Origin of the sequence: Streptomyces sp. NPDC006872, assembly GCF_040635845.1 — a bacterium.
Lineage (GTDB): Bacteria > Actinomycetota > Actinomycetes > Streptomycetales > Streptomycetaceae > Streptomyces.
Window position 1 is genome coordinate 206,590 of sequence record NZ_JBEYIL010000017.1, and the last position, 25,281, is coordinate 231,870.

24 protein-coding genes are annotated in these 25,281 nt (G+C 72.3%); 16 read left to right on the plus strand and 8 right to left on the minus strand.

The features are described 5' to 3' along the window. Positions 1-20 precede the first annotated feature (20 nt). The 4 genes from ABZ725_RS39360 to ABZ725_RS39375 are packed head-to-tail and all read right to left on the minus strand — an operon-like array spanning position 21 to position 3,044. Positions 21-701 carry a response regulator transcription factor gene (locus ABZ725_RS39360; RefSeq protein ID WP_358807187.1) on the minus strand — a complete coding sequence of 227 codons (681 nt, stop codon included), beginning with the start codon at positions 699-701 and terminating at the stop codon, positions 21-23. Beyond that, on the minus strand, positions 698-1,921 hold the full coding sequence (locus tag ABZ725_RS39365; protein ID WP_358807188.1) for a sensor histidine kinase: 1,224 nt from the start codon (positions 1,919-1,921) through the stop codon (positions 698-700). Before ABZ725_RS39365 ends, ABZ725_RS39360 begins: the two co-directional genes overlap by 4 nt. A 39-nt stretch (positions 1,922-1,960) precedes the next feature. Further along, on the minus strand, positions 1,961-2,239 hold the full coding sequence (locus tag ABZ725_RS39370) for a hypothetical protein (RefSeq protein ID WP_351912386.1): 279 nt from the start codon (positions 2,237-2,239) through the stop codon (positions 1,961-1,963). Between the two features lie 34 nt (positions 2,240-2,273). After that, positions 2,274-3,044, minus strand: coding sequence for a PspA/IM30 family protein (locus ABZ725_RS39375; protein WP_351912511.1), 771 nt, complete (start codon positions 3,042-3,044; stop codon positions 2,274-2,276). A gap of 326 nt (positions 3,045-3,370) precedes the next feature. On the opposite strand from ABZ725_RS39375, the gene ABZ725_RS39380 reads away from it, so the two are divergent. Continuing rightward, a complete protein-coding gene (locus ABZ725_RS39380; RefSeq protein WP_358807189.1) occupies positions 3,371-3,964 on the plus strand; it encodes a DUF3043 domain-containing protein in 594 nt (197 codons plus the stop codon). Between the two features lie 83 nt (positions 3,965-4,047). Beyond that, the gene (locus ABZ725_RS39385; protein WP_358807190.1) at positions 4,048-4,749 is read left to right on the plus strand and encodes a methyltransferase domain-containing protein; all 702 of its coding nucleotides are present in this window, start codon (positions 4,048-4,050) and stop codon (positions 4,747-4,749) included. A gap of 102 nt (positions 4,750-4,851) precedes the next feature. Here ABZ725_RS39385 and ABZ725_RS39390 read toward each other — a convergent pair whose 3' ends face one another. Continuing rightward, positions 4,852-5,064: a hypothetical protein gene (locus ABZ725_RS39390; protein ID WP_351912380.1), complete on the minus strand. Its 213-nt coding sequence runs from the start codon at positions 5,062-5,064 to the stop codon at positions 4,852-4,854. 113 nt (positions 5,065-5,177) lie between these two features. Between ABZ725_RS39390 and ABZ725_RS39395 the strand changes: the two genes are divergently transcribed. Next, positions 5,178-6,386, plus strand: a complete 1,209-nt coding sequence (locus tag ABZ725_RS39395; protein WP_358807191.1) for a bifunctional adenosylcobinamide kinase/adenosylcobinamide-phosphate guanylyltransferase — start codon at positions 5,178-5,180, stop codon at positions 6,384-6,386. An 80-nt stretch (positions 6,387-6,466) separates the two neighbouring features. Here ABZ725_RS39395 and ABZ725_RS39400 read toward each other — a convergent pair whose 3' ends face one another. Next, a complete protein-coding gene (locus tag ABZ725_RS39400) occupies positions 6,467-7,369 on the minus strand; it encodes a class I SAM-dependent methyltransferase (protein WP_358807192.1) in 903 nt (300 codons plus the stop codon). Between the two features lie 183 nt (positions 7,370-7,552). On the opposite strand from ABZ725_RS39400, the gene cobT reads away from it, so the two are divergent. From cobT to ABZ725_RS39415, 3 genes are read left to right on the plus strand one after another with little or no spacing between them, the layout of a single operon-like run. Beyond that, entirely contained in the window at positions 7,553-8,713 is a 1,161-nt protein-coding gene (cobT, locus tag ABZ725_RS39405) for a nicotinate-nucleotide--dimethylbenzimidazole phosphoribosyltransferase (RefSeq protein WP_358807193.1), read from the plus strand. 60 nt (positions 8,714-8,773) lie between these two features. After that, a complete protein-coding gene (locus ABZ725_RS39410; protein ID WP_358807194.1) occupies positions 8,774-10,447 on the plus strand; it encodes a phosphatidylglycerol lysyltransferase domain-containing protein in 1,674 nt (557 codons plus the stop codon). Next, positions 10,444-11,121: a hypothetical protein gene (locus ABZ725_RS39415; protein WP_358807195.1), complete on the plus strand. Its 678-nt coding sequence runs from the start codon at positions 10,444-10,446 to the stop codon at positions 11,119-11,121. The genes ABZ725_RS39410 and ABZ725_RS39415 overlap by 4 nt, the downstream gene beginning before the upstream one ends. A 73-nt stretch (positions 11,122-11,194) precedes the next feature. On the opposite strand, the gene ABZ725_RS39420 is transcribed toward ABZ725_RS39415, so the two are convergent. Continuing rightward, positions 11,195-11,971 carry a hypothetical protein gene (locus ABZ725_RS39420; protein WP_358807196.1) on the minus strand — a complete coding sequence of 259 codons (777 nt, stop codon included), beginning with the start codon at positions 11,969-11,971 and terminating at the stop codon, positions 11,195-11,197. A gap of 67 nt (positions 11,972-12,038) precedes the next feature. Between ABZ725_RS39420 and ABZ725_RS39425 the strand changes: the two genes are divergently transcribed. Continuing rightward, positions 12,039-12,890, plus strand: coding sequence for an adenosylcobinamide-GDP ribazoletransferase (locus ABZ725_RS39425; RefSeq protein WP_358807197.1), 852 nt, complete (start codon positions 12,039-12,041; stop codon positions 12,888-12,890). Between the two features lie 8 nt (positions 12,891-12,898). Here the strand turns inward: ABZ725_RS39425 and ABZ725_RS39430 are convergent, their stop codons facing one another. Further along, a complete protein-coding gene (locus ABZ725_RS39430) occupies positions 12,899-13,714 on the minus strand; it encodes an endo alpha-1,4 polygalactosaminidase (protein WP_358807198.1) in 816 nt (271 codons plus the stop codon). Between the two features lie 322 nt (positions 13,715-14,036). On the opposite strand from ABZ725_RS39430, the gene ABZ725_RS39435 reads away from it, so the two are divergent. From ABZ725_RS39435 to ABZ725_RS39475, 9 genes are all read left to right on the plus strand, one after another. After that, positions 14,037-15,563: a leucyl aminopeptidase gene (locus ABZ725_RS39435; protein ID WP_358807199.1), complete on the plus strand. Its 1,527-nt coding sequence runs from the start codon at positions 14,037-14,039 to the stop codon at positions 15,561-15,563. Between the two features lie 296 nt (positions 15,564-15,859). Continuing rightward, on the plus strand, positions 15,860-17,248 hold the full coding sequence (lpdA, locus tag ABZ725_RS39440; RefSeq protein ID WP_358807200.1) for a dihydrolipoyl dehydrogenase: 1,389 nt from the start codon (positions 15,860-15,862) through the stop codon (positions 17,246-17,248). Positions 17,249-17,307: 59 nt separating this feature from the next. Further along, positions 17,308-19,083 carry a 2-oxoglutarate dehydrogenase, E2 component, dihydrolipoamide succinyltransferase gene (gene sucB / locus ABZ725_RS39445; RefSeq protein WP_358807201.1) on the plus strand — a complete coding sequence of 592 codons (1,776 nt, stop codon included), beginning with the start codon at positions 17,308-17,310 and terminating at the stop codon, positions 19,081-19,083. 115 nt (positions 19,084-19,198) lie between these two features. After that, entirely contained in the window at positions 19,199-19,384 is a 186-nt protein-coding gene (locus ABZ725_RS39450) for a hypothetical protein (protein WP_351912359.1), read from the plus strand. After that, on the plus strand, positions 19,381-19,692 hold the full coding sequence (locus tag ABZ725_RS39455; RefSeq protein WP_358807202.1) for a type II toxin-antitoxin system PemK/MazF family toxin: 312 nt from the start codon (positions 19,381-19,383) through the stop codon (positions 19,690-19,692). The genes ABZ725_RS39450 and ABZ725_RS39455 overlap by 4 nt, the downstream gene beginning before the upstream one ends. Before the next feature lie 191 nt (positions 19,693-19,883). Then, positions 19,884-20,507: a GntR family transcriptional regulator gene (locus ABZ725_RS39460; protein ID WP_351912356.1), complete on the plus strand. Its 624-nt coding sequence runs from the start codon at positions 19,884-19,886 to the stop codon at positions 20,505-20,507. Positions 20,508-20,802: 295 nt separating this feature from the next. Continuing rightward, positions 20,803-23,508, plus strand: a complete 2,706-nt coding sequence (aceE, locus tag ABZ725_RS39465; protein ID WP_358807203.1) for a pyruvate dehydrogenase (acetyl-transferring), homodimeric type — start codon at positions 20,803-20,805, stop codon at positions 23,506-23,508. Positions 23,509-23,636: 128 nt separating this feature from the next. Further along, positions 23,637-24,638 carry a WYL domain-containing protein gene (locus ABZ725_RS39470; RefSeq protein WP_358807204.1) on the plus strand — a complete coding sequence of 334 codons (1,002 nt, stop codon included), beginning with the start codon at positions 23,637-23,639 and terminating at the stop codon, positions 24,636-24,638. Positions 24,639-24,748: 110 nt separating this feature from the next. Then, positions 24,749-25,270, plus strand: coding sequence for a DUF4240 domain-containing protein (locus ABZ725_RS39475; RefSeq protein WP_358807217.1), 522 nt, complete (start codon positions 24,749-24,751; stop codon positions 25,268-25,270). Positions 25,271-25,281 lie beyond the last annotated feature (11 nt).

The following is a 25,281-nucleotide window of genomic DNA, read 5'->3' on the forward strand; positions in this document are numbered from 1 at the left end:
GTGCCGGTTGCGGTTCGGGCTCAGTCCACCCGTGGGCGGACCAGCCCCGACTCGTAGGCGATGACCACGAGTTGGGCCCGGTCGCGGGCGCCCAGTTTGGCCATGGCCCGGTTGACGTGTGTTTTCACGGTGAGCGGGCTGACCTCCAGGCGCTCGGCTATCTCGTCGTTGGAGTGGCCGCCGGCGACCTGCACGAGGACCTCGCGCTCGCGCACGGTGAGCGCGTCCAGCCGGGCCGAGCGGGTGGGGTCGTGGTCGTCGGCCGTGCCGCCCTGGGCGAGGAAGCGGGCGATCAGGCCCTTGGTGGCGGTCGGCGAGAGCAGCGCCTCCCCGCCCGCGGCGACCCGGATCGCGCTGAGCAGCTCCTCCGGCTCGCTGCCCTTGCCGAGGAAGCCGGAGGCGCCGGCCCGCAGCGACTGCACGACGTAGTCGTCCACCTCGAAGGTCGTCAGGATGACCACCCGGACGTGGGCGAGGGAGTGGTCGGCGCTGATCAGACGGGTCGCGGCGAGGCCGTCCACGCCGGGCATGCGGATGTCCATCAGGACGACGTCGGCGCGCTGCTCCTTCGCCAGCCGGACCGCCTCCGCGCCGTCGGACGCCTCGCCGACCACCTCCATGTCGGGCTCGGAGTCGACGAGCACGCGGAACGCGCTGCGCAGCAGTGCCTGGTCGTCGGCGAGCAGGACGCGGATGGTCATGCACTGTCTCCCATGGTGGCCGTGCGGGTCTTGACCGGCAGGATGGCGTGGACGCGGAAGCCGCCGCCGTAGCGCGGGCCGGTGGTGAGGGTGCCGCGCAGGGCGGAGACGCGTTCCCGCATCCCGAGCAGTCCGTGGCCGCCTCCGCTCTCCGGGCTCTCGTCGCCCGCCGGGCGCCCGTTGTCGAGGACCGTGACCTCGATGTTCGGACCCACGCGCACGACGCTGACCTCGGCCTTCGCCTCGGTTCCCGCATGCTTTTGGACGTTGGTGAGGGCTTCCTGGATGACCCGGTAGGCGGCCAGGTCGACGGCGGCCGGGAGCTTGGTCCCGTGATCGGTGCGGGCCACCTCGACGTGCAGGCCGGCGCTGCGGAAGGTGCCGGCGAGCTCGTCGAGGCGGTCCAGGCCGGGGGCGGGTTCGGTGGGGGCCTCGGGGTCGCCGGACTGGCGCAGCAGGCCGACGGTGGCCCGCAGTTCGTTGAGCGCGGAGCGGCTGGCCTCACGGACGTGCGCGAGGGCCTCCTTGGCCTGGTCGGGCCGTTTGTCCATGACGTGCGCGGCGACTCCGGCCTGGACGTTGACCAGGGCGATGTGGTGGGCGACCACGTCGTGCAGATCGCGGGCGATGCGCAGGCGCTCCTCGGCGACCCGGCGGCGGGCCTCCTCCTCGCGGGTGCGTTCCGCGCGCTCGGCTCGGTCGCGGATGGCCTGGACGACGACCCGGCGGCTGCGTACCGCGTCCCCGGCGGTGGCGCCGATGCCGGTCCACGCGAGGATCCCGAGGTTCTCCTGGGCGTACCAGGGCAGCGGTCCGGCGAGCATGGCCGCGCCGGTGAGGACCGTCATGGTGAGCAGACCGGCCCGCACGGTGGTGACGCGGTCGGTGGCGGCCGCGACGGTGAACAGGGCGACGACGGCGGACATGGCGACGGGGGCGCGGGGGTCGCCGGTGACCGACTCCATCACGGAGGCGGCGCCGGTGAGGGCGAGAACCGTCATGGGTGCGCTGCGGCGGAAGACGAGGGCGACGGCGCCGAGGGTCATCAGCAGGAGGCTGAGCGGGTCCGGGCTGCGCAGGCTCCAGGTGACGCTGTGCTCGCCGTGCGGGTCGACGAAGGAGCCGGCCAGCATGCAGAGGAGGACTCCGGCGGCGAGGGTCGCGTCGAGGGCCAGGGGGTGGGCCTTGAGCCGGCACTCGGCACGGGCGAGGAGGGTCACTGCCTGGTTACCGTCGCTTTCCGTGCCGTGCTGCTCGTCTCACCCCGGGATCAAGCCGTCGTCGCTCAGCATCTCCCGGACCTCCGCCAGGCTTGCGTCCGGGGCCGGGAGGATGAGTTCCGAGGGTTCCAGGGCGTCGTCCGGCAGGGGGGCGCCCAGGCGGCGGACGGCGTCCAGGAGGGCGCCGAAGGTGCGGTGGAAGCCTTCCTCGTCGCCGCTCTCCATCTCGGCCAGCAGCTCGTCGTCCAGCTTGTTCAGTTCGACGAAGTGGGAGTCGGCCAGCGTCCACTGGCCCTCCCCCATGATCCGTACGATCATGTCGCTCTCCTCGGCTCCGGGCCCCGGCGCCGGGCTACTGCTTGTCGAAGCGCGGGGTGTCCTGCGGCTGCTGCTGGGACTGCGACTGGCTCGTGCCACCTTCGATGGCCTGCTGGCCGGAGGAGCTCCCGCCGGCGAGTTCGGCCTTCATGCGCTGCAGTTCCAGCTCTACATCCGTACCACCGGAGAGCCGGTCCAGCTCGGCCTGGAGGTCGTCCTTCGCGATGCCCGTCGGGTCGTCCAGGGCACCGGAGGCCATGAGCTCGTCGAGGGCGCCGGCGCGGGCCTGGAGCTGGGCCGTCTTGTCCTCGGCGCGCTGGATGGCCAGGCCGACGTCGCCCATCTCCTCGGAGATGCCGGAGAAGGCCTCGCCGATGCGGGTCTGGGCCTGGGCGGCGGTGTAGGTGGCCTTGATCGTCTCCTTCTTGGTGCGGAAGGCGTCGACCTTGGCCTGGAGGCGCTGGGCCGCGAGGGTGAGCTTCTCCTCCTCGCCCTGGAGCGTCGAGTGCTGCGTCTCCAGATCGGTGACCTGCTGCTGGAGGGCGGCGCGGCGGGAGAGCGCCTCGCGGGCGAGGTCCTCGCGGCCGAGCGCGAGCGCCTTGCGGCCCTGGTCCTCCAGCTTGGTGGACTGCGACTGCAACTGGTTCAGCTGGAGTTCGAGGCGCTTGCGCGAGGTCGCCACGTCGGCGACGCCACGGCGGACCTTCTGGAGCAGCTCCAGCTGCTTCTGGTACGAGTAATCGAGGGTTTCGCGCGGGTCCTCGGCCCGGTCAAGGGCCTTGTTCGCCTTCGCGCGGAAGATCATCCCCATACGCTTCATGACACCGCTCATGGGCTTCGCGCGCCCCCTTCTGACGGACTCCGGCTCCAGCCTTGCGACAGAACCCACAGTACGGGCCCTGCATCCATTGACGCACTGTTCGGGGACGGATGCGCTCATCCCCAAGGACGACTGACCAAGCCCTTGCTCCGGCGTAGGGAGTAGGTGACCTTCAGGGTGAGCATTAGGTCACCCTGTGTCTCTTCTCCCTCGTTCTTGGACGGTCTGTCCCCTCTACAGACGACTGGTGTTGCCGGATCGTTCCCCTCCGGGCTGGGGTCCATGCCCAGAAGCGCTTACCCTTGGGTTTTGTGTTCCGTAGCCGTGCCAAGGAAGAGAAGGCCCCCGCCGACGCGGTGGTGACCGACTCCAAGCAGACCCGTGACCCTCAGGCGAAGAAGGGTCGGCCCACGCCCAAGCGCAGTGAGGCCCAGACCCAGCGCCGCAGCGCCGCCAACACGACGACGTCGCGCAAGGACGCCGCCAAGCGTCAGCGCGAGGAGCGCCGCGCCCAGATGGACCGGCAGCGCCAGGCGCTGGCCGGGGGCGACGAGCGGTATCTGCCGGCCCGTGACAAGGGTCCCGTGCGCAAGTTCGCTCGCGACTTCATCGACTCGCGGTTCAACGTGGCGGAGTTCTTCCTGCCGATGGCCGTGATCATCCTCGTGCTGAGCATGGTGCGGGTGGGCTCGCTGCAGACCATCGCGCTGCTGCTGTGGCTGGTCGTGATCGTGCTGATCGTGCTGGACTCGTTCGTCACCTCCTTCCGGCTGCGCAAGCAGCTCGCCGAACGCTTCGAGGGGCAGAACCGGCGGGGCGCGGTGGCGTACGCGCTGATGCGCTCGCTCCAGATGCGTCGCCTCCGGCTGCCCAAGCCGCAGATCAAGCGCGGAGCGCGGCCCTGAGCGCTGCGGCCTTCTCCGGGGGAGCGGCCGAGGCCTGGCTGAACAGGCTGGGTGGGCTGCGTGACGTCGTACGACAGGAGCTGGTGGCCCGGCAGCTCGACGAGCAGATAGCGGGGCGCTACCCGGTCGGGCAGCGGCTGCGGGTGCTCGACGTCGGCATGGGGCAGGGCACGCAGGCGCTGCGGCTGGCCCGGCTCGGACATCAGGTGACCGGTCTCGAGCAGGAGGCGACGATGGTCGCCGCGGCCCGTACGGCCCTGGCCGGCGAGCCGGAGGGCATCCGGGAGCGGGTGCGGATCATCGAGGGCGACGGCCGGGACACCGGGGTGCACTTCCTGCCCGGCAGTTTCGACGTGGTGCTGTGCCACGGCGTGCTCATGTACGTCGAGGAGCCGGACGCGCTGCTGGCGGGGCTGGGGCGGATGCTGGCGCCGGGCGGACTGCTGTCGCTGCTGGTGCGCAACGCGGACGCGCTGGCCATGCGGCCGGGCCTGTCCGAGGACTGGGCGGGCGCGCTGGGCGCCTTCGAGACCACGGCCTACGTCAACCGGCTGGGGCTCGACGTGCGCGCGGACCGGCTGACGACGCTGACCGGCGCGCTCGCCGGGATCGGGGCGCCGCTGCAGGCCTGGTACGGCGTGCGGGTCTTCACGGACACGGCGGCGGACGACGCGGAGATCCCGGACGACGTCGAGACCCTGCTGTCCGCCGAGGAGCGGGCCGGGCGGACCGACCCCTACCGGCAGGTGGCGGCGCTGCTGCATCTGTGCGGAGTGCGCGGCTGAGCCTGCGTTGTTCACTCGTTCGAGTGAGCGGCGGACGGGGTGGACCCGGCCGGCGGTCGGGGTGACCGGGCCGCGGCCACCCCGACGCAACGGTAGGACCGGTTACGACTCGTTCGCGTGCAGGCTCATCGGGCCGTAGATCTCGGTGGAGTCCTCGAAGAGCCGCACCTGGTCCGCGCCGCCTTCGACGAGGTCCTTCCAGATCTCCCCGATCCACGACTCGGCGTCCCCCTGCGTGGTGAACTCCTCGGGCTGCACCGCGGGTTCGACCTCCGTCCCGTCGGCCTTCTCGAACCGCCACGTCCATGCCGCCATGTACGCCTCCCAGCTGTGACCACGTGCAGAGCAGAAGCCGGATCAAGGTCCGGCTTCTGCGGTCAGCCTAGTCGGGTGCGCAAGACCAGGTCAGACACGCGAAAATCAGCTTCGTGGAAGTCACTCTGCTCGGTACCGGCGCCCCCGCGGGGCTGCCCCGCCCCGACTGTTCGTGCGCCGTGTGCGCGGTCTCGCTCGGGGTGCATGCGCGGGCGGCGACCGCGTTGCTCGTCGACGGGGCCCTGTTGCTCGATCTGACGCCGGGTGCGGCGTTCGCGGCCGCGCGGGCCGGGCACTCGCTGGGCGGGGTCGGGCAGGTGCTGCTGACGCATCCGCACGACGGGCCGCCGGTGGAGGTGCCGGCCGGGCTGCCGCAGCCCGGCCGGGTGCCGGACGGGCGGGAGTTGGCGCTGCTGACGGGACATCGGGTGCGGGCGGTGGCGATGGACGCGCCGGGCACCGGGTACGCGGTGACCGGGCCGGACGGGCAGCGGCTGCTGTATCTGCCGCCCGGGGGCGCGCCGGCCGGCCTGGAGGAGGGGCCGGGGCCCGTCGAGCGGTACGACATGGTCCTCGCGGATCTCGTGGGGCGGCCGGACGCGCTGGCCAAGCTGCGGGCGGTCGGCGAGGTCGGGCCGACGACCGACGTGGTCGCCGTCCATCTGGACCACGACGTGCCGCCGGGCGCGGAGCTGCGGCGACGGCTCGCGGCGGCGGGCGCGCGGGCGGTGCCGGACGGGTCGACGCTGACGGTGGGGGTGTACGAGGACGTCCCGGACGTGCCGCGCCGGACGCTGGTGCTGGGCGGCGCCCGGTCGGGGAAGTCGCTGGAGGCCGAGCGGCGGCTGGAGTCCTTCCCGGACGTGCTGTACGTGGCCACCGGGGGGACGCGGGGCGGCGACACCGAGTGGGCGTCCCGGGTGGCCGCGCACCGGGAGCGCCGGCCGGGGTCGTGGCGCACGACGGAGACCTGCGATCTGGCGCCGTTGCTGGCGCAGGACGGGGCGCCGCTGCTGATCGACTGTCTGTCGCTGTGGCTGACGGACGTCATGGACTCGGTCGGGGCGTGGGACGACGCGGTGTGGGCGGACGGCGGCGAGCGGGCGCTGCGCTCACGGGTGGCGGAGTTGGCGGCGGCGGTGCGTTCGGCGCGGCGGACCGTCGTACTGGTGTCCAACGAGGTGGGCTCGGGGATCGTGCCGGCCACCGCGTCGGGGCGGCGGTACCGGGACGAGTTGGGGCGGCTGAACGCGGCGGTCGCGGCCGAGTGCGAGCAGGTCGTGCTGGTGGTGGCGGGGCAGGCGCTGGTGCTCCGCGGCTGAGCGGCCGTCCGCTCGGCGGCTTCAGCGGGCGGCTTCAGCGGGCGGCTTCAGCGGGCGGCTTCCGTCGCGGGCGGGCGCCGTCAGCCGCGTCGCGCGATGATCCGGTACGCGTTCGAGAAGCGGGTGCGACGCAGGGCGGGGGCCAGCAGGTGGTCGAGTGCCGCGGCCAGGGCGGTGAGCGGCCCGGCCGCCGGGCGCAGGCGGCTCCGCTCGGCGTAGAGCGAGACGGCCGCGGCCAGGTCGTGGGGGGTGTGGGCGGCCCTGCGGTCCGTCACGACGATCTCGCAGCCCTGGGCCTGGAGTTCCGCCCGGAGGTTGGCCGGCGGGATCAGGTGCAGATGGCGGGGCTGGTCGTAGGAGTGCCACCACTTGCCGAGGACGGCCGCGGAGGCGCTGGCGGGGTCGGGGAGTTCCAGCAGGAGATGGCCGCCCGGCCGCAGGGCGGTCAGCGCCGCCGCGAGTTCCGCTCTCGGGTCCCGGGTGTGCTCCAGGTGGTGGAGCATGCTGACGACGTCGTAGCGGCCGCGCAGCCGGGACAGGACCTCCGGGGCGGTCAGCCGGCCGACATGGGCCTCGTCGAGCCGGCCGGCCGCGTGCGCCCGCTCCACCCTGGAGGTCGGGTCCAGCCCGTCGAACGCCGTGTAGGCGAACAGTTCCTTCGCCGCCTCCGGGAAGGGCGCGTCGCCCGTTCCGACGTCCAGCCAGCTCTCCGGCTCGGGGAAGGGCAGCATCGCCCGGGCCGTCGCCCTGAGCTGTCTGCGGGCGACGGGCCGTCGCTCCCCGTCCGCCGGGTAGAGCTCCAGCCCTTCGACGGTCAGGCGCGGGTTCTGGAAGGCGTGTGCGCAGTCCAGGCACTCGTCGACCACGAACGTGCCCGGCCTGCGGTGGCGCAGATCGGGTGCGCGCAGCCGGGTGCGCAGCCGCTTCGAGCCGCACCAGGGGCAGTCGTCGCGGCGCGGCTCGTGGACGGGCCTGGGGGGCATGAGCGGCTCCGGGGAGGACGAGGAGGGGCACACGAGGGGGGAACGGGAAGAGCAGGGCGAGCGGATGACAATTTGCGGCAAACTGGAACGTATGGGATCCCGATCTTGGGTGCAATGACGTCACGCGGGTGTGGTGGCGACGGGGCGCGGAACTGTTCGATCGGTGCCGGTACTGTTCGGCGAATGAGCTCGCTTAATCTCGACGACTTCACCGATCTGATCGAGCGCCCGGACGGCGGTGTCCGCCGTGACGCGGAGGCCCGCCGGGAACGTCAGATCGTGCCGCCCGGATCGCTGGGGCGCCTGGACGACCTGGGTGAGTGGCTGGCGGCGGCGCAGGGCTCGTCGCCCGTGCGACCGGTCGAGCGGCCGCGGGTGGTGCTGTTCGCCGGCGACCACGGCATCGCCGAGCTCGGCGTCTCCGCCCGACCCGCGGGCAGCGCCGCGGAGTTGGTGCGCGAGGTCCTGGAGGGCGGCCGTCCGGTCTCCGTGCTCGCCCGCCGCCTCGACGTGCCCGTGCGGGTCGTGGACATGGCCCTGGACTGCGATCCGGAGGCCTTCCCCGAGGACGTCGTGCGGCATCGGGTGCGGCGCGGCAGCGGCCGGATCGACATCGAGGACGCGCTGACCGTGGAGGAGGCCGAGGCGGCCTTCCGGGCGGGCATGGCCGTCGCCGACGAGGAGGCCGACTCCGGTACGGATCTGGTCGTGCTCGGCGATGTGAGCGTCGGCGGGACGACGGCCGCGGGGGTGCTGGTGGCCGCGCTGTGCGGGACCGACGCGTCCGTGGTGACCGGACGGGGCGGCGAGGCGATCGACGACCTGGCGTGGATGCGCAAGTGCGCCGCCATCCGGGACGCGCTGCGGCGGGCCCGGCCGGTGCTCGGGGAGCAGCTGCAACTGCTGGCGACCGTGGGCGGGGCGGACCTCGCGGCCATGACGGGCTTTCTGCTCCAGTGCGCGGTACGGAAGTTGCCGGTCGTGCTGGACGGGGTCGTGGTGGCCGCCTGTGCGCTCGTCGCGCAGCGGATCGCGTTCCGGGCGCCGGACTGGTGGCTGGCCGCGCACAAGAGCGGTGAACCGGGACAGGCCAAGGCACTCGATCGGATGGCTCTGGAACCACTCCTCGACCAGGGCGTGAAGGTCGGCGAGGGCGCCGGCGCGCTGCTGGCCCTGTCGCTGGTCCAGGCCGCGGCCGCACTCGCCGCGGAACTTCCCGAGAAGCCCGAGAAGCCCGAGGACGAGCCGGCAGCGGAGTCAGTGGAGAAGCCGGCGGAGGAGTCGGCAGAGAAGTCGGCAGCAGAGTCGGCCAGGGAGTCGGCCAGGGAGTCGGCTGGGGAGTAAAGGGGACAGGCGGACACAAAAGAGCGGTTTCCCGGAAGTGCAGCCATATGATCACCGCTCATGGGCAACACCCGGGGCGCCGCCGCCTTCGCCGTCTGGTACCTGCGTGCCGTCGCGTTCGTCAACTTCCTCAGTGCGGTCTGGGTCTCCCTGGGGCAGGACGTGCGGCGGCACAACCAGGCGGACTTCTTCACGCCGTACCTGCTGACGGCCGGGTTCGCCTCCGGGGTCTTCACCGCGTTCCTCGCCGTCACCATGCGGCGGCGCAAACGGGCCGCGTGGATCCTGAACCTCGGCCTGAGCGGGGCGTTCCTGGCGCTGTTCGCGTTGGCCATGGCGTTCCCGGAGATCCGGCGCCACCCCCAGAACTGGGTCTCGCTCGCCCTGACCGCCGCGTTCGTCGGCGCGCTGCTCGCCGGGCGGCGGGAGTTCTACGCGAAGGGCGACCGGTCCAACCCGCGGCTCGCGGCGGCCGTCGGGGTCGGCGGGCTGCTGGGCGCCTCACTGCTGGCCGCCCTGCTGGTGACGGTCACCAACCGGGCGTCCGGACCCTCCACGTTCCTCGACCGTTGGCGGTACGGCACGCTGCGGCTGGTCTCCGTCGCCGCCGACGACGGACGCGTCGCCGGGATCGTCACTCCGACCTGGGTCGACGTCGCCGTCAACGTGCTGAGCACGGCGCTCGTCCTCGCCGTCCTGTACGCCGCGTTCCGCTCCCGGCGGGCCGTCGACCCGCTCACCGACGACGACGAGAAACGGCTGCGGGAGCTCCTCGACCGGCACGGCGAACGGGACTCGCTCGGCTACTTCGCGCTGCGGCGGGAGAAGAGCGTCTGCTGGTCGCCGACCGGGAAGGCCGCCGTCGCCTACCGCGTCGTCGGCGGGGTGTCGCTGGCGTCCGGGGATCCGCTCGGGGACCCGGAGGCCTGGCCGGGGGCGATCGGGCCGTGGCTCGCCGAGGCGCGGGCGCACGGCTGGATCCCGGCGGTCATGGGCGCGAGCGAGGAGGCCGGGACCGTGTACGCCCGGCACGGGCTCGACGCGCTGGAACTCGGGGACGAGGCGATCGTCGAGGTCGCCGAGTTCACCCTGGAAGGACGCGCCATGCGGACCGTCCGGCAGGCCTACAACCGGGTCCGGCGGGCCGGTTACACGGTGTGCGTCCGACGCCACGAGGACGTCTCCGCCGACGAGATGGCGTACCTGCTGCGGCGCGCCGACGACTGGCGCGACGGGGCCGCCGAGCGCGGGTTCAGCATGGCGCTGGGCCGGCTCGGGGACCCGCAGGACGGGCGCTGCGTGCTGCTGGAGTGCCACGACGCGGACGGTGAGCTGCGGGCGCTGCTCTCCTTCGTGCCGTGGGGCCCGCACGGGCTCTCGCTGGACCTGATGCGGCGCGACCGGGACTGCGACAACGGTCTGATGGAGTTCATGGTCATCGAGCTGCTGCTGCGCGCCCGGGACGAGCGGGAGGCGATCACCCAGGTCTCGCTGAACTTCGCCGTGTTCCGCTCGGTCTTCGAGCGGGGCGCGCGCCTCGGCGCCGGGCCGGTGCTGAGGCTGTGGCGGTCGCTGCTCAGCTTCTTCTCGCGCTGGTGGCAGATCGAGTCGCTGTACCGCGCCAACGCCAAGTACCGGCCGATCTGGGAGCCCCGGTTCCTGCTCTTCGAGAAGAGCGCGGACCTGCCCCGCATCGGCATCGCGTCGGCGCGGGCGGAGGGGTTCCTGCCGTGAGGCGGATCGCCCGCCGGGCCCGCGCCGAATGGGGGCCGCTGTACGAGGCCGTACGCGACCCCCTGGCGGAGCGGCGGTGGCGGGCGGTCCCCATGACGCTCGGCGCGGTGTGTCTGACGGCGGTCACGCAGATCGTGCAGAACCGGTCGTGGGGCTGTCAGCCGGTCCAGGACCTCGGGGCGGTACGGGCCGAGGACCCCCTGTGGCTCGCCCTGCTGCGCACCCCGCTGTCGCTGTTCGTCCCCGCGCCGGACCTGCCGGTCTGGGGCGCGCTCGCGCAGATCCTGCTGGTGTTCGGGATCGCGGAGCTCTGCCTGGGCTGGTGGCGCACGCTCGTCATCGCCTACGCCGCCACCCTCGCGGGCACGCTGTACGCGCGCGTGGGCATCGCCCTGGGCTGGCTGCCCGCCGCCGACGGCCTGGTGGTGGACACCGGCCCGTCGGCGGCGGTGGTCGGCCTCGCGGTCTTCCTGTGCCGGCGGTATCACGCCTACGCGACGGCGGCGGCGGTGATCGTCGCGATAGTGGTGGAGGTCCTGCTGAAGAACAACCTGGCGGGCAAGGAGCACTTGGCGGCGATCGCGGCGGTGCTGGCGCTGTGCGCGGTGGCGGGGCGGGTGCGGGTGGTCGGAGGGCAGGCGCATCCGCATCCGCGCCCGCTGAGGCGGCGTTGAGGCACCGTCGGGACGCCGTCGGGATGCCGTCGGGATGCCATGGGCGCGCCGTCGGGGCGCCGTCTGGGCGCCCTCACTTCCGCTCGGCGGGCTCCGTGGACTCGGCGAGCTCCGCGGTCGTCTTCCCGCCCAGCCAGTCCCCCACCGCCCGGCGCGGGCCGGCCCAGCGTCGATCGTGCCGGTAGGCCCGCAGCAGCGCCCTCGCACGCGCGCGTGGCCGCTTCCGGTAGAAGCGCCGGGCCCACGGCGAGTCGGGCCGGGCCAGCCGCACCAGGCCCACGAGGCCGAGGAACGGGATGAACACGCTGAAGACGGCCATCTGGGCCTTGCCCTTGCTCAGCACGGCCAGCGAGAACAGGAAGTTGACCACGACCGTCGAGATGACGCTGCCCCGGTCCTGGAGCTCGTCCTGGCTCATGTCGTTGACGCCGAACGGCGCGAAGCCCACCAGCAGCAGTCCGACCAACGCCGCCGTCAGGACCACGGCCTCCACGCTCTTGCGGCCCGCCTCCGTCCAGTACACGTCGTCGAGGTGCAGGATCAGCGCGAACTCGTCCAGGACGAGGCCGGTGCCGATGCCGAAGACCACCGCGAAGGCGTTCGCGCCGAAGCCGTGCCGGCCGCTCGCCACCGCGCCGAAGCCGCCCGCGACGGTCAGGACGACGCCCGGGACCACATGGTGGATGTGCACCCCGCCGGCGCTGCTGATGTTGCCGAAGGGCCCCTTGCCCGCGCGGATGAGCCGGGTGATGACCCGGGTGATCAGGAAGGTGAGCACGAACGCGGTCAGCGCGACGAGCAGCGGGACCTTGCCCGGTTCGACGATGTTGCGCTGTAGCCAGTCGCCCATGTCGACAGTCTTCCGGGGCCGGGGGTGGGCTGCCCGGCGGACGGGGCGTCCGGGCTACTCTGCCGCGGTGTCAACGACCTCGCCGCTCGACGGCCTCCGCTTCGCCTTCGGCACCCTGACCGTGTTCCCGGTCCGGGTGACGCGCTGGGACCGTCCGGCCGCGCGCGGGGGCATGCTGGCCGCCCCCCTGGTGGGGCTGGTGGTCGGCGGCTGCGCGGCCGGGCTGGGGCTGCTGATGCTCCGCCTGGGCGCGAGCCCGCTGCTCGCCGCCGTCGCCTCTGCCGCCGTGCCCGCCGTCCTCACCCGGGGTCTGCACCTCGACGGGCTGGCGGACACCGCGGACGGGCTGGGCAGCGGCAAGCCCGCCGAGGACGCTCTGCGGATCATGAAGCAGTCGGACATCGGGCCGTTCGGCGTGCTCACGCTCGTTCTCGTACTGCTGGTGCAGGTGGCGGCGCTTGCGCAGCTCTACGACGAGTCCTGGGCGCTGGGCGCGGTCGCCGTCGTCGTCTCGGCGGCCGCCGCCCGCCTCGCGCTGACCCTGGCGGCCCGCGCCGGGGTGCCGGCCGCGCGGCCGGAGGGGCTGGGGGCGGCGGTGGCCGGCGTGGTCCCGGTGCGGGGCGCGGTGCTCGTCGCGGCCGCCGTCGTCCTGGCGGCGGCGGGCGCGGGAGCGTACTTCGGACCGTACGACGTCGGCGTCGGCGCCGTCGCCGTGATCGGGCCGGTCGAGGCGGGGCCGGTCCTCGAGCCGTACGACGCCGTCCGTCCGGCTCTCGCGGTCCTCGCCGCGCTCGCCGCCGCCGAACTGCTCCTGCGGCACTGCACCCGCCGCTTCGGCGGCGTCACCGGGGACGTGTTCGGGGGCCTCGCGGAGACGGCGGCGACCACCGCCCTCGTGGCGCTGGCCCTGCTCGGCTGACGCCTGCCCTAACAGGCCTCGCGCCAGACGCCCAGTTCGTACTTCTTCAGCAGCGAACTCAACTTCAGACGGCGGGAGTCGGCGCAGAAGTCGCTCGTGGGCAGTTCGTACTCGACGTGGAAGACGGCCTTGCCCGCCTCGATGAAGGGGGTCAGGTCCTCGCACTCGTCGTACTGGGCGCACTGTTCGTTGACCGCGAAGTCGAAGTCGTCGACGAGTTCGGGGATCTGGTCGAGGTCGTTCTTCAGGCCGACCGACATGCCCCGGTCGTGGGCGAGGTCGGCGATGAGCCGGTTGTAGCGGAGCTGGTCGGCGGCCTTGACGGGGAAGCCGGTGGTGTTCTTGTAGCCGTCCATGTTGTCCGGCTCGACCGCGTCGAAGCCCTTGTCGCGGCACATGTCGAGGCGGGCCGCCATGAGGGGCTCGAGGATGTCGACCTGGCGGATGTCGAGCCAGCGCTCGCCCTCCCAGCCGTTGCCCTTGCCGATCACCGACTCGGGGAAGTCGTCGGCGTCGGGCCGCCAGTCCTCCCAGGCGCCGGTGGACAGGTAGCAGATGACCTTGCGGCCGTCCTTGTGCAGGCCGGCGACCGCGACCTCGGTCTGGTCGAAGCCGTCGATGTCGTAGACCGGCACGTCGACGGAGGTGTCCAGGCGTCCGCTGAGCTGCCACTGCCAGCCGATGCCGGGGGCCGGCTGCCAGAGAGTCGTCCCGCCCTCCTCTCCGGTTGCGCTCGCTTCGTCGTCCGGCTTGTCGTCCGGTGCGGCGGTGCAGCCCGCGAGCAGCAGGGCGAGGAGGGGCAGCAACAGGGTCGGGCGTCTCACCGGAGGGGCTCCAGGGGGTGCGGCAACGGACTCCAGCATGATCGCCCATGCCGGAACCCGGCGAGTGTGACCCAGTTCATGGAGTGCGAGGATCCAGAAGTGGCTACGACGCCACCGACAGGTGAACACTCGCGTGCATGGGCGAACGCACACGCACGCGTACGCTCATTGCGGGATTCGCCAAGCCGGTTCGCCGCGCCGGTGAGGCAGACCCCCGGATGCGACCGCACCCATGACCCGGATCTAGGGTCGGCTTTCGGGCCCGGTCGACCCACACACTCCGGCCACAGCAACTCCACATCGGAAGCGAGATTTCACCACCGTGACTGCTCTCACTCTCAGCACCGCCGCGGCGCCCGGCCTCCGGGCCGACGCGATCGTGATCGGTGTCGCCAAGGGCGCGAAGGGCCCGATCGTTGCCCCAGGCGCCGAAGCCGTCGACCAGGCCTACGACGGCCGACTCGCCGCGGTCCTGGAAACCCTGGGCGCCGCCGGCGCCGAGGGCGAGCTGACGAAGCTGCCCGCCCCGGCCGGTTTCAAGGCGCCGCTCGTGCTCGCGGTGGGCCTCGGAGCCGAGCCCGAGAAGGACGCCTCCTTCGACGGCGAGGCGCTGCGCAGGGCGGCCGGTGTGGCCGCCCGCGCCCTCACCGGCTCCAAGAAGGCCGCCTTCGCCCTGCCGGTGACCGACGCCGCCGACATCGGCGCGATCGGCGAGGGCGTGGTGCTCGGCGCGTACGCCTTCGACGCCTACAAGCAGAACGGCAACGATGCCAAGGCCAAGAACGGCAAGGCGCCGCTCGCCGAGGCCGCCCTGCTCGGCGGCAGGCCGCGCGACGCCGCCCACAAGGCCGCGGTGCTGCGTGCCGCCGCCGTCGGCGAGGAGCTCAACCGCGCCCGCGACCTGATCAACATGCCGCCGAACGACCTCAACCCCGAGGCGTTCGCCGCGCTGGCCCAGACCGCGGCCAAGGAGCACGGCATCAAGGTGCAGGTGCTCGACGAGAAGGCGCTCGCCAAGGGCGGCTACGGCGGCATCCTGGGCGTCGGCTCCGGCTCGGCTTCGGCCCCGCGTCTGGTGAAGCTGTCGTACACGTCCGCCAAGGCGACGAAGCACCTCGCCCTCGTCGGCAAGGGCATCACCTACGACTCGGGCGGCATCTCGCTGAAGCCGGCCGGGCACAACGAGACGATGAAGTGCGACATGAGCGGCGCGGCGGCGGTCTTCGCCGCGGTCGTCGCCGCCGCGCGGCTCGGGCTCGAGGTGAACGTCACCGGGTGGCTGGCGCTGGCCGAGAACATGCCGTCGGGCTCCGCCACGCGTCCGGGCGACGTGCTGCGCATGTACAGCGGCAAGACGGTCGAGGTGCTCAACACCGACGCCGAGGGCCGGCTGGTCCTGGCGGACGCGCTGTGGGCGGCCTCCCAGGAGAAGCCGGACGCGATCGTGGACGTCGCGACCCTGACCGGCGCGATGATGCTGGCGCTGGGCAGCCGGACCTTCGGGATCATGGCGAACGACGACGCGTTCCGCACCGCGCTGCACGAGGCCGCCGAGGAGGTCGGCGAGCCCGCGTGGCCGATGCCGCTGCCGGAGCACCTGCGCAAGGGCATGGACTCGACCGTCGCGGACATCGCGAACATGGGCGAGCGGATGGGCGGCGGGCTGGTGGCCGGGCTCTTCCTGCGCGAGTTCGTGGGCGAGGGGGTCACCTGGGCGCATCTGGACATCGCCGGGCCCGCGTTCAACGAGGGCGGCCCGTTCGGGTACACGCCCAAGGGCGGTACGGGTACGGCGGTGCGGACGCTGGTGCGGCTTGCCGAGCTGACCGCCGCGGGTGACTTGGGCTGACGTTCGCCTGACAACTCGGTCCATTCCGTCGCATGGCGGCTCCGCCGCGTGGGGGCTGGTCGCGCCCACGCGGCGGAGCCGCATATCGGCACAGCCCCGCGCCCCTGTGGGGCGCTCATCTGAACGTGGGACGTCTCACACCCCGGCCCGGCGTCTCGTTCGTCTTCTGCAAGTGCGAAGATGGGGCTCGGCAGGACAGGGCCCCCACCACAGGGCCGAAGAAAGAGCGGCCGGACACCAGCCGCCGCCCGGTCAGCGACGACCGGCGTACGGCGCACATGCATGGAGGACGTGACGTGGCGAACGACGCCAGCACCGTTTTCGACCTAGTGATCCTCGGCGGTGGTAGTGGCGGTTACGCCGCGGCGCTGCGCGGGGCCCAGCTGGGGCTTGACGTCGCCCTGATCGAGAAGGACAAGGTCGGCGGCACCTGCCTGCACCGGGGTTGCATCCCCACCAAGGCCCTGCTGCACGCGGGCGAGATCGCCGACCAGGCCCGCGAGAGCGAGCAGTTCGGCGTCAAGGCCACCTTCGAGGGCATCGACGTCCCCGCCGTCCACAAGTACAAGGACGGTGTCATCTCCGGCCTGTACAAGGGTCTGCAGGGGCTCATCGCGTCCCGCAAGGTGACGTACATCGAGGGTGAGGGCCGGCTGTCCTCCCCCACCTCCGTCGACGTGAACGGCCGGCGCGTGCAGGGCCGTCATGTCCTGCTGGCGACCGGCTCCGTGCCGAAGTCGCTGCCGGGCCTGGAGATCGACGGCAACCGGATCATCTCCTCCGACCACGCCCTCGTGCTGGACCGGGTGCCGAAGTCCGCGATCATCCTGGGCGGCGGCGTCATCGGCGTCGAGTTCGCCTCGGCGTGGAAGTCCTTCGGTTCCGACGTCACGGTCATCGAGGGCCTGAAGCACCTCGTGCCGGTCGAGGACGAGAACTCCTCCAAGCTTCTTGAGCGCGCGTTCCGCAAGCGCGGCATCAAGTTCAACCTGGGCACCTTCTTCTCGAAGGCCGAGTACACCGCCGACGGCGTCAAGGTCACCCTGGCCGACGGCAAGGAGTTCGAGGCCGAGGTCCTGCTGGTCGCGGTGGGCCGCGGGCCCGTCTCCGCCGGTCTGGGCTACGAGGAGCAGGGCGTCGCGACGGACCGCGGCTACGTCCTGGTCGACGAGTACATGCGGACGAACGTCCCGACCATCTCCGCCGTCGGCGACCTGGTCCCGACGCTCCAGCTCGCGCACGTCGGCTTCGCCGAGGGCATGCTGGTAGCGGAGCGCCTGGCCGGTCTGAAGGTCGTCCCGATCGACTACGACGGCGTCCCCCGGGTGACGTACTGCCACCCCGAGGTCGCCTCCGTGGGCATCACCGAGGCCAAGGCCAAGGAGATCTACGGCGCGGACAAGGTCGTCGCTCTGAAGTACAACCTCGCGGGCAACGGCAAGAGCAAGATCCTGAACACCGCGGGCGAGATCAAGCTCGTCCAGGTGAAGGACGGCGCCGTGGTCGGCGTCCACATGGTCGGTGACCGCATGGGCGAGCAGGTCGGCGAAGCCCAGCTGATCTACAACTGGGAGGCGCTGCCCGCCGAGGTCGCGCAGCTCATCCACGCCCACCCGACGCAGAACGAGGCGCTCGGCGAGGCCCACCTGGCCCTGGCGGGCAAGCCGCTGCACTCGCACGACTGACCCTCGGTCGACGAAGCGACGACTCAGACTTCCGCAATTCGTTAGGAGCAACCGAAACCATGGCGGTTTCCGTAACCCTTCCGGCGCTCGGCGAGAGCGTCACCGAGGGCACTGTCACCCGCTGGCTGAAGGCCGAGGGTGAGCGCGTAGAGGCCGACGAGCCGCTGCTCGAGGTGTCGACCGACAAGGTCGACACCGAGATCCCCTCCCCCGCCGCCGGCATCCTGGCCTCCATCAAGGTCGCCGAGGACGAGACGGTCGAGGTCGGCGCCGAGCTGGCCGTCATCGACGACGGCACCGGGGCCCCCGCTGCCGCCCCCGCCCCGGCCGCCGAGCCCGTCGCGGCTCCGGCCCCGGCTCCCGTGGCCGAGGCGCCCGCCGCGCCTGCCCCGGCCCCCGCCGCTCCGGCTCCGGCCGCCGCCCCCGCGGGCGCCGCGTCCGGCACGGACGTGGTCCTGCCCGCGCTCGGCGAGTCCGTCACCGAGGGCACCGTCACCCGCTGGCTGAAGTCGGTCGGCGACAGCGTCGAGGCCGACGAGCCGCTGCTCGAGGTCTCCACGGACAAGGTCGACACCGAGATCCCGGCGCCCACCTCCGGTGTGCTGCTCGAGATCACGGTCGCCGAGGACGAGACCGCCGAGGTCGGCGCCAAGCTCGCCGTCATCGGCGCCCCGGGTGCCGCTCCGGCGGCTGCTCCGGCCCCCGCTGCCCCGGCTCCGGCACCCGTCGCCGCGGCTCCGGCTCCGGCTCCGGTCGCGCCCGCCGCCCCGGCTCCGGCCCCGGCTGCTCCGGCGCCCGCCCCGGTCGCCGCTGCCCCGGTCGCACCGGCCCCCGCGCCGGTCGCTCCGGCTCCGGTCGCCCCGGCCGCTCCGGTCGCGCCCGCCGCGCAGGACACCGACGAGGGTGCGTACGTCACCCCGCTGGTGCGCAAGCTCGCCGCGGAGAACGGCGTCGACCTGGGCTCCGTCAAGGGCACCGGCGTCGGCGGTCGGATCCGCAAGCAGGACGTCCTCGCCGCCGCCGAGGCCGCGAAGGCCGCCGCCGCTGCCCCGGCAGCTCCGGTCGCCGCCGCGCCGGCCGCCGCGAAGAAGACCCCGAAGCTCGAGGTCTCCCCGCTGCGTGGCCAGACCGTCAAGATGCCCCGCATCCGCAAGGTCATCGGCGACAACATGGTCAAGGCGCTGCACGAGCAGGCGCAGCTGTCCTCGGTCGTCGAGGTCGACATCACCCGGCTGATGAGGCTCCGCGCGCAGGCGAAGGACTCCTTCGCGGCCCGTGAGGGCGTCAAGCTCTCCCCGATGCCGTTCTTCGTGAAGGCGGCGGCCCAGGCGCTGAAGGCCCACCCGGCCGTCAACGCCCGGATCAACGTGGACGAGGGCACGATCACCTACTTCGACACCGAGAGCATCGGTATCGCGGTGGACTCGGAGAAGGGCCTGATGACCCCGGTCATCAAGCACGCGGGCGACCTGAACATCGCCGGCATCGCCAAGGCCACGGCCGACCTGGCGGGCAAGGTCCGCGCCAACAAGATCACCCCGGACGAGCTGTCCGGCGCGACCTTCACCATCAGCAACACCGGTTCGCGCGGCGCGCTCTTCGACACGATCATCGTGCCGCCGAACCAGGTCGCGATCCTCGGCATCGGCGCCACGGTCAAGCGTCCGGCCGTCATCGAGACGGAGGAGGGCACGGTCATCGGCGTCCGCGACATGACGTACCTGACCCTGTCCTACGACCACCGTCTGGTCGACGGCGCCGACGCGGCCCGTTACCTGACCGCGGTCAAGGCCATCCTGGAGGCCGGCGAGTTCGAGGTCGAACTCGGCCTGTAATCCCAGGGTTCAGCAAGCAGGTGCCCCCGTCCGGAGCGTTCCGGACGGGGGCGCTTGTTTTTCGGTTTCGGCAACCGGGCCCCATGACGGCACTTCCGCCACTACATTTGACGTCATGAGTGCCATCACCCTGCGCATCCCGGACTCCATGGACAAGGCACTGCGGGACGCCGCCGCCGACGCGCCCTCCCTCAACGACTACATACTGAAGGCCGTACGTCGACAGATGACGCTGGATGCAGCGCGCAAGCTCGCCGCGCTCGGAACGCTCGACCTCGAGGGGGAGGGCGACGCGCTGTGACCATCCGCAGGGGGGACGTGTGGGACGTCGACACCGGAAAAGGCGTCCGCACGGTACTCGTCGTCAGCCTTGACGGGCTCGCCGACGCGTACGGGGTGGTCGTGGCCCTGGTCCTGCACACCCCGGCCGCACACCCCGACACGGCCATGAGCGTCCGACTCACGTCGCCCATCGACGCCTCGGCCGTCGCCGTCAACGTGCTCCAACTCGCCGCGGCCCGGTTCGACACCGCGACGGCACACGGCAACATCGGCCCGGACCAACTGGCGCTCGTCGAGAACGCGCTGCGCGCGGTTCTCGACCTCTAGGGCGGCGCCCTGGGCCCTACGCGCCCGCCGGACGGGGCCGCCCCTCGCGGTCGGCCCCGTCCGGTCATGTAAGTCTCGTCTCACCTGCGTAAAAGCGTCCCCGCGCGCCCGTCGGGAAAGCGCTCACGGCCGTATTGTCTAAACGTCGAACGCCCCGGGGCCCATGGGCGGCCCCTTTTTAAGGAGCCCTCATGACCGCGCCCGTCGTGCACTCGCTGCGCGAGCAGATCCGCGAGCACATCGTGGAGGGGATCGTCAGCGGGCGCTGGAAGCCGGGCGAGCGGATCGTGGAGCGGCGGATCGCCACCGAGCTGGAGGTCAGTCAGACGCCGGTGCGCGAGGCGCTGCGCGAGCTGGAGTCGCTGCGGTTGATCGAGTCCGCGCCGAACAAGGGCGTGCGGGTGCGGAACCTGACCGCGGCCGACCTGGAGGAGAGCTACCCCGTCCGGGCCGGTCTGGAGGCGATCGCGGCGGAGCTGGCCGCCCAGGCGCTCGCCGAGGACTGCTCGGCCCTGGAGCCGCATGTCGCGGCGCTGTACGAGGCGGACCGCGCGGCGGACGGCACGGCCCAGGTGCGGCACACGGTGGGCTTCCACCGGGAGCTGGTGCGGGCGGCCGGCAACTCGGTGCTGCTGCACACCTGGGAGGGGCTCGGCATCGAGGTGTTCACGGCGCTGTCGATCCGCTGGCTGGGGACGCAGCAGCAGTCGTACGCCGAGGAGCACGAGGAGCTGGTGGCCGCGTTCAAGCGGCGCGATCCCCAGATCGCCGAGCTGGTGAAAGCCCATGTGCTGGGGTGCGCGCCGAGGGCGTGACGCAGTCCTGTACTCCCCCGAGCACTCCCCCGCTCACCTGCGAAAACAGCCAAAATATGCGGCACCCGGTGCCCGCCCGAAAGGCACCCCGTGCCTACTTTCTCGTAATCGAGAAGTTTTGCCTGGAACCCTTTGATCGATCATCGATCAGGGAGTTATTGTCGCCGACGGGCCGCACGGCGGAGCCGCATAACGGCGCCGCACCGAAGCCCTACGCCCTGTCCTGCCAAAGACCAAGGGCAACCCCGAACCCTTACCCGTGAGGGAACCCCCTTCGACTGAGGAAGGCGGCGACATGACCGACCCCAACGCCATCCAGCCGAGCGCGCTCGACCAGCTCCCCGACCGGGACCCGGAGGAGACCGCCGAATGGCAGGCCTCACTGGACGCGGTCGCCAAGGCGGCCGGGCCGCACCGCGCGGCATACCTGATGCGCCGCACGCTGGAGCGTGCCGAGGGCAACGGCATCGCGCTGCCCAAGCTGCTCGAGACGGACTACGTCAACACCATCCCGACCGCAGCCGAGCCCGCCGAGCCCGGTGACGCGGAGCTGGAGCGGAAGATCACCGCGTGGAACCGCTGGAACGCGGCCGCGATGGTGACCCGCGGCAGCAAACACGGCGTCGGCGGCCACATCGCCACCTTCGCCTCGGCCGCCTGGCTCTACGAGACCGGCTTCAACCACTTCTTCAAGGGCAAGGAGGCCGACGGCTCGGGCGACCAGCTCTACATCCAGGGCCACGCCTCCCCCGGCATCTACGCCCGCGCCTTCCTCGACGGCCGGCTGACCGAGCAGCACCTCGACAACTTCCGTCAGGAGGCGGGCGGCAACGGCCTCCCGTCGTACCCGCACCCCCGCCGCCTGCCCTGGCTGTGGGAGTTCCCGACGGTGTCGATGGGCCTCGGCCCGCTGTCGGCCATCTACCAGGCGCGCTTCAACCGCTATCTCACCAACCGCGCCATCAAGGACGTCTCCGCGTCCCACGTCTGGGCGTTCCTCGGCGACGGCGAGATGGACGAGCCCGAGTCGACGGCGGCCCTGGCGCTCGCCTCCCGCGAGGGCCTGGACAACCTGACCTTCGTCATCAACTGCAACCTGCAGCGCCTCGACGGCCCGGTCCGCGCGAACTTCAAGATCGTGCAGGAGCTGGAGGCCCAGTTCCGCGGCGCCGGCTGGAACGTCATCAAGACGCTGTGGGGCGGTGCGTGGGACGAGCTGTTCGCGCTCGACGTCACCGGCGCGCTGGTGCGACGGCTGCGCGAGGTACCCGACGCGCAGGTGCAGACGTACCAGACGCGTGACGCGGCCTACATCCGCCAGGACTTCTTCGGCAAGGACCCGGCGCTCGTCGAGATGGCGAAGCTGCTGAGCGACGACAAGATCCTCGAGTGCTTCCACCTCTCCCGCGGCGGCCACGAGGCGAGCAAGGTGTACGCCGCCTACAAGGCCGCGGTCGAGTTCAAGGGCGCGCCGACGGTCATCCTGGCCCAGACGGTCAAGGGTCACACCCTCGGCCAGGGCTTCGCGTCGAAGAACGCCAACCACCAGATGAAGAAGCTCACGGTGGACGAGTTCAAGACGATGCGTGATCTTCTCGAGCTGCCGATCAAGGACAGCGACTTCGTCGACGGCGTGGTGCCTTACGGCCACCCCGGCGCCGACTCCGCCGAGGTCCGCTACCTGCAGGAGCGCCGCGCCGCACTGGGCGGCCCGGCTCCGGCCCGCCGTACGCACGCGCTCGCCCCGCTGCCCGCCCCGGCCGAGAAGGCGTTCGCCTCCTTCGACAAGGGCTCGGGCTCGCAGAACGTGGCGACGACCATGGCCTTCGTCCGGCTCGTCAAGGACCTGGTCCGCGACAAGGAGACGGGCAGGCGGTGGGTGCCGATCGTCCCCGACGAGGCGCGCACCTTCGGCATGGAGAGCCTGTTCCCCTCCCTCGGGATCTACTCCCCCAAGGGCCAGACGTACGAACCGGTCGACCGCGACCAGCTGATGTACTACAAGGAGGCCAAGAACGGCCAGATCCTCAACGAGGGGATCACCGAGGCCGGTTCGATGGCCGACTTCATCGCCGCTTCCACCGCGTACTCCACGCACGGCGAGGCGATGATCCCGTTCTACATCTTCTACTCGATGTTCGGCTGGCAGCGCACGGCCGACCAGATGTGGCAGCTCGGCGACCAGCTCGGCCGCGGCTTCCTCGTCGGCGCGACGGCCGGCCGGACGACCCTGACGGGCGAGGGCCTCCAGCACGCCGACGGCCACTCCCCGGTCATCGCCGCGACCAACCCGGCCGCCCTGTCGTACGACCCGGCGTTCGCCTACGAGGTCGCGGCCATCGTCAAGGAGGGTCTGCGCCGGATGTACGGCGAGGCGGCCCCGGGCGAGGACCAGAACGTCTTCTACTACCTGACCGTCTACAACGAGCCGATCCCGCAGCCCGCGAAGCCGTCGGTCGCCGGTGTCGACGAGGGCATCGTCAAGGGCCTGTACCGCTTCAACACGGCGGAGTCGGCGGGCGTGAACGTGGCGGCCGCCAACGCCCCGCGCATCCAGCTGCTCGGCTCGGGCACGGCGATCCACTGGGCCCTCGAGGCGCAGCGGCTGCTCGCCGAGGAGTGGGGCGTCGCCGCCGACGTGTGGTCGGCGACGTCGTGGACGGAGCTGCGGCGCGACGCGCTGGAGGCCGACGCGGCCCTGCTGCGGGGCGAGGAGCGCGTGCCGTACGTCCGTCAGGCGCTGCAGGGCGCCGAGGGCCCGGTCCTCGCGGTCTCCGACTACATGCGCCAGGTCCCGGACCAGATCGCGCAGTGGGTCGAGCAGGACTACTCGTCGCTGGGCGCGGACGGCTTCGGCCTCTCCGACACCCGCGAGGCGGCCCGCCGCCACTTCGGCGTCGACGCGCAGTCGATCGCCGTCGCGGCCCTCGCCCAGCTGGCCCGCCGCGGCGAGGTCAAGGCGACGGCGGTCAAGGAAGCCCGGGAGAAGTACGGGCTGTAGCCCGACCGCGACCCCGCTGTGGTTGATCGCGCAGTTCCCCGCGCCCCTGAGGGCGCGGGGAACTGCGCGTTCGGCCCTCCTCCGCCCGCACCCGACCGTGCGACCCCGCCACCCGGCAATATGAGCGCATGCGTGCTGCCCGTCTCATCAAAATGGTGTTGCTGCTCCAGAACCGGCCGGCCATGACCGGCGCCGAACTGGCTCGGGAGTTGGAGGTGTCGGAGCGTACGGTCACGCGGGACGCTCAGGCGCTGTCGGAGGCGGGCGTGCCGGTGTACGCCGAGCGGGGGCGGGCCGGCGGGTACCGGCTCGTCGGCGGGTACCGGACGCGGCTGACCGGGCTGGCGCGCGGCGAGGCCGAGGCGCTGTTCCTGAGCGGGGTGCCGGGGGCGCTGCGCGAGATGGGCCTGGAGGACATCGCCTCGGCCGCGCGGCTGAAGCTGTCGGCGGCCCTGCTGCCCTCCCTGCGGGACGCCCCGCGCGCGGCCGCGCAGCGGTTCCACCTGGACGCGCCCGCCTGGTTCCGCGAGCCGGAGGCGCCGGCGCTGCTGACGGTGATCGCGGACGCGGTGTGGGACGACCGGTGCGTCCGGGCGCGCTATCGGCGCGGGGAGGGCGAGGTCGAGCGGGAGTTGGAGCCGTACGGGCTCGTGCTCAAGGCGGGGGTCTGGTACCTGTGCGCCCGGGTCCGGGAGACCGGGACGTTCCGTACGTATCGCATCGACCGGTTCGTGGCCGTCGAGGCCGTCAAGGCGGTCGAGCATCTGAAGGATCGTTTCAGCCGGGACATGGACTTCGATCTGCCCGGGTTCTGGGCCGAGCAGGCGGAGCGGTTCGCCCGGTCCATCCTGCGGGCCGAGGCGGTCGTGCGGCTCTCGGAGGCGGGCGTGCGCGCGCTGCCCCACGCCGTGGACCCGGTGGCCGCGCGGGACGCGCTGGCGGCGGCCGGACAGCCGGACGAGCGCGGACGGACGACCGTCACCTTGCGGATCGAGTCCGAGGAGGTGGCGTACACGCAGCTCACGGCGCTGGGGCCGGAGGCGGAGGTGCTGTCCCCGGCCACGCTCAGGGAGCGGTTCGCCGCGGACGCGGTGCGGCTGACGGCGCTGTACGGTTCCCGGGAGGGATGACGTTCCCGGCGGCATCCCGGCGACATCCCGGCCACATTCCCGTCGAACGCCCTGGAATACCCGCCACTCCGGGTGCGTCGCGCACCCTGAGGCACGATGCTGGACGCGTGATGGACGAGACGGAGTTCTGGGAGCTGGTGGACGCCTCCCGCGAGGCGGCCGAGGGTGACCCCGAGGAGCAGGCCGACCTGCTCGTGGAGCGGCTGCTCCGGCTGGACCCGGAGTCCGTGCTCGACTTCGCCCGGCACTTCGAGTCCCGCTACAACCGCGCGTACCGCTGGGACCTGTGGGGCGCCGCCTGGCTGCTCCTGGACGGCGCGAGCGACGACGCGTTCGACTTCTTCCGGTGCTGGCTGATCGGACAGGGCCGGGAGGTCTTCGAGGGCGCCCTGCACGCCGACCCGGACTCGCTCGCCGACCTGCTGGACGACTTCGACGAGGAGATCGACGGGGACGGCGAGGAACTCGGCTACGCGGCCGACGAGGCCTACGAGCAGCTCACCGGGACGGTCGCCCCGGACCTGGGCATTCCGCCCCCGCCGTCCGAACCCGAGGGCTCGCCCGTCGACTTCGAGAACGAGGGGGCGCTGGCCGAGCGGTATCCCCGGTTGTGGCAGCGCTTCAAGGAATAGATCCGGCCGGG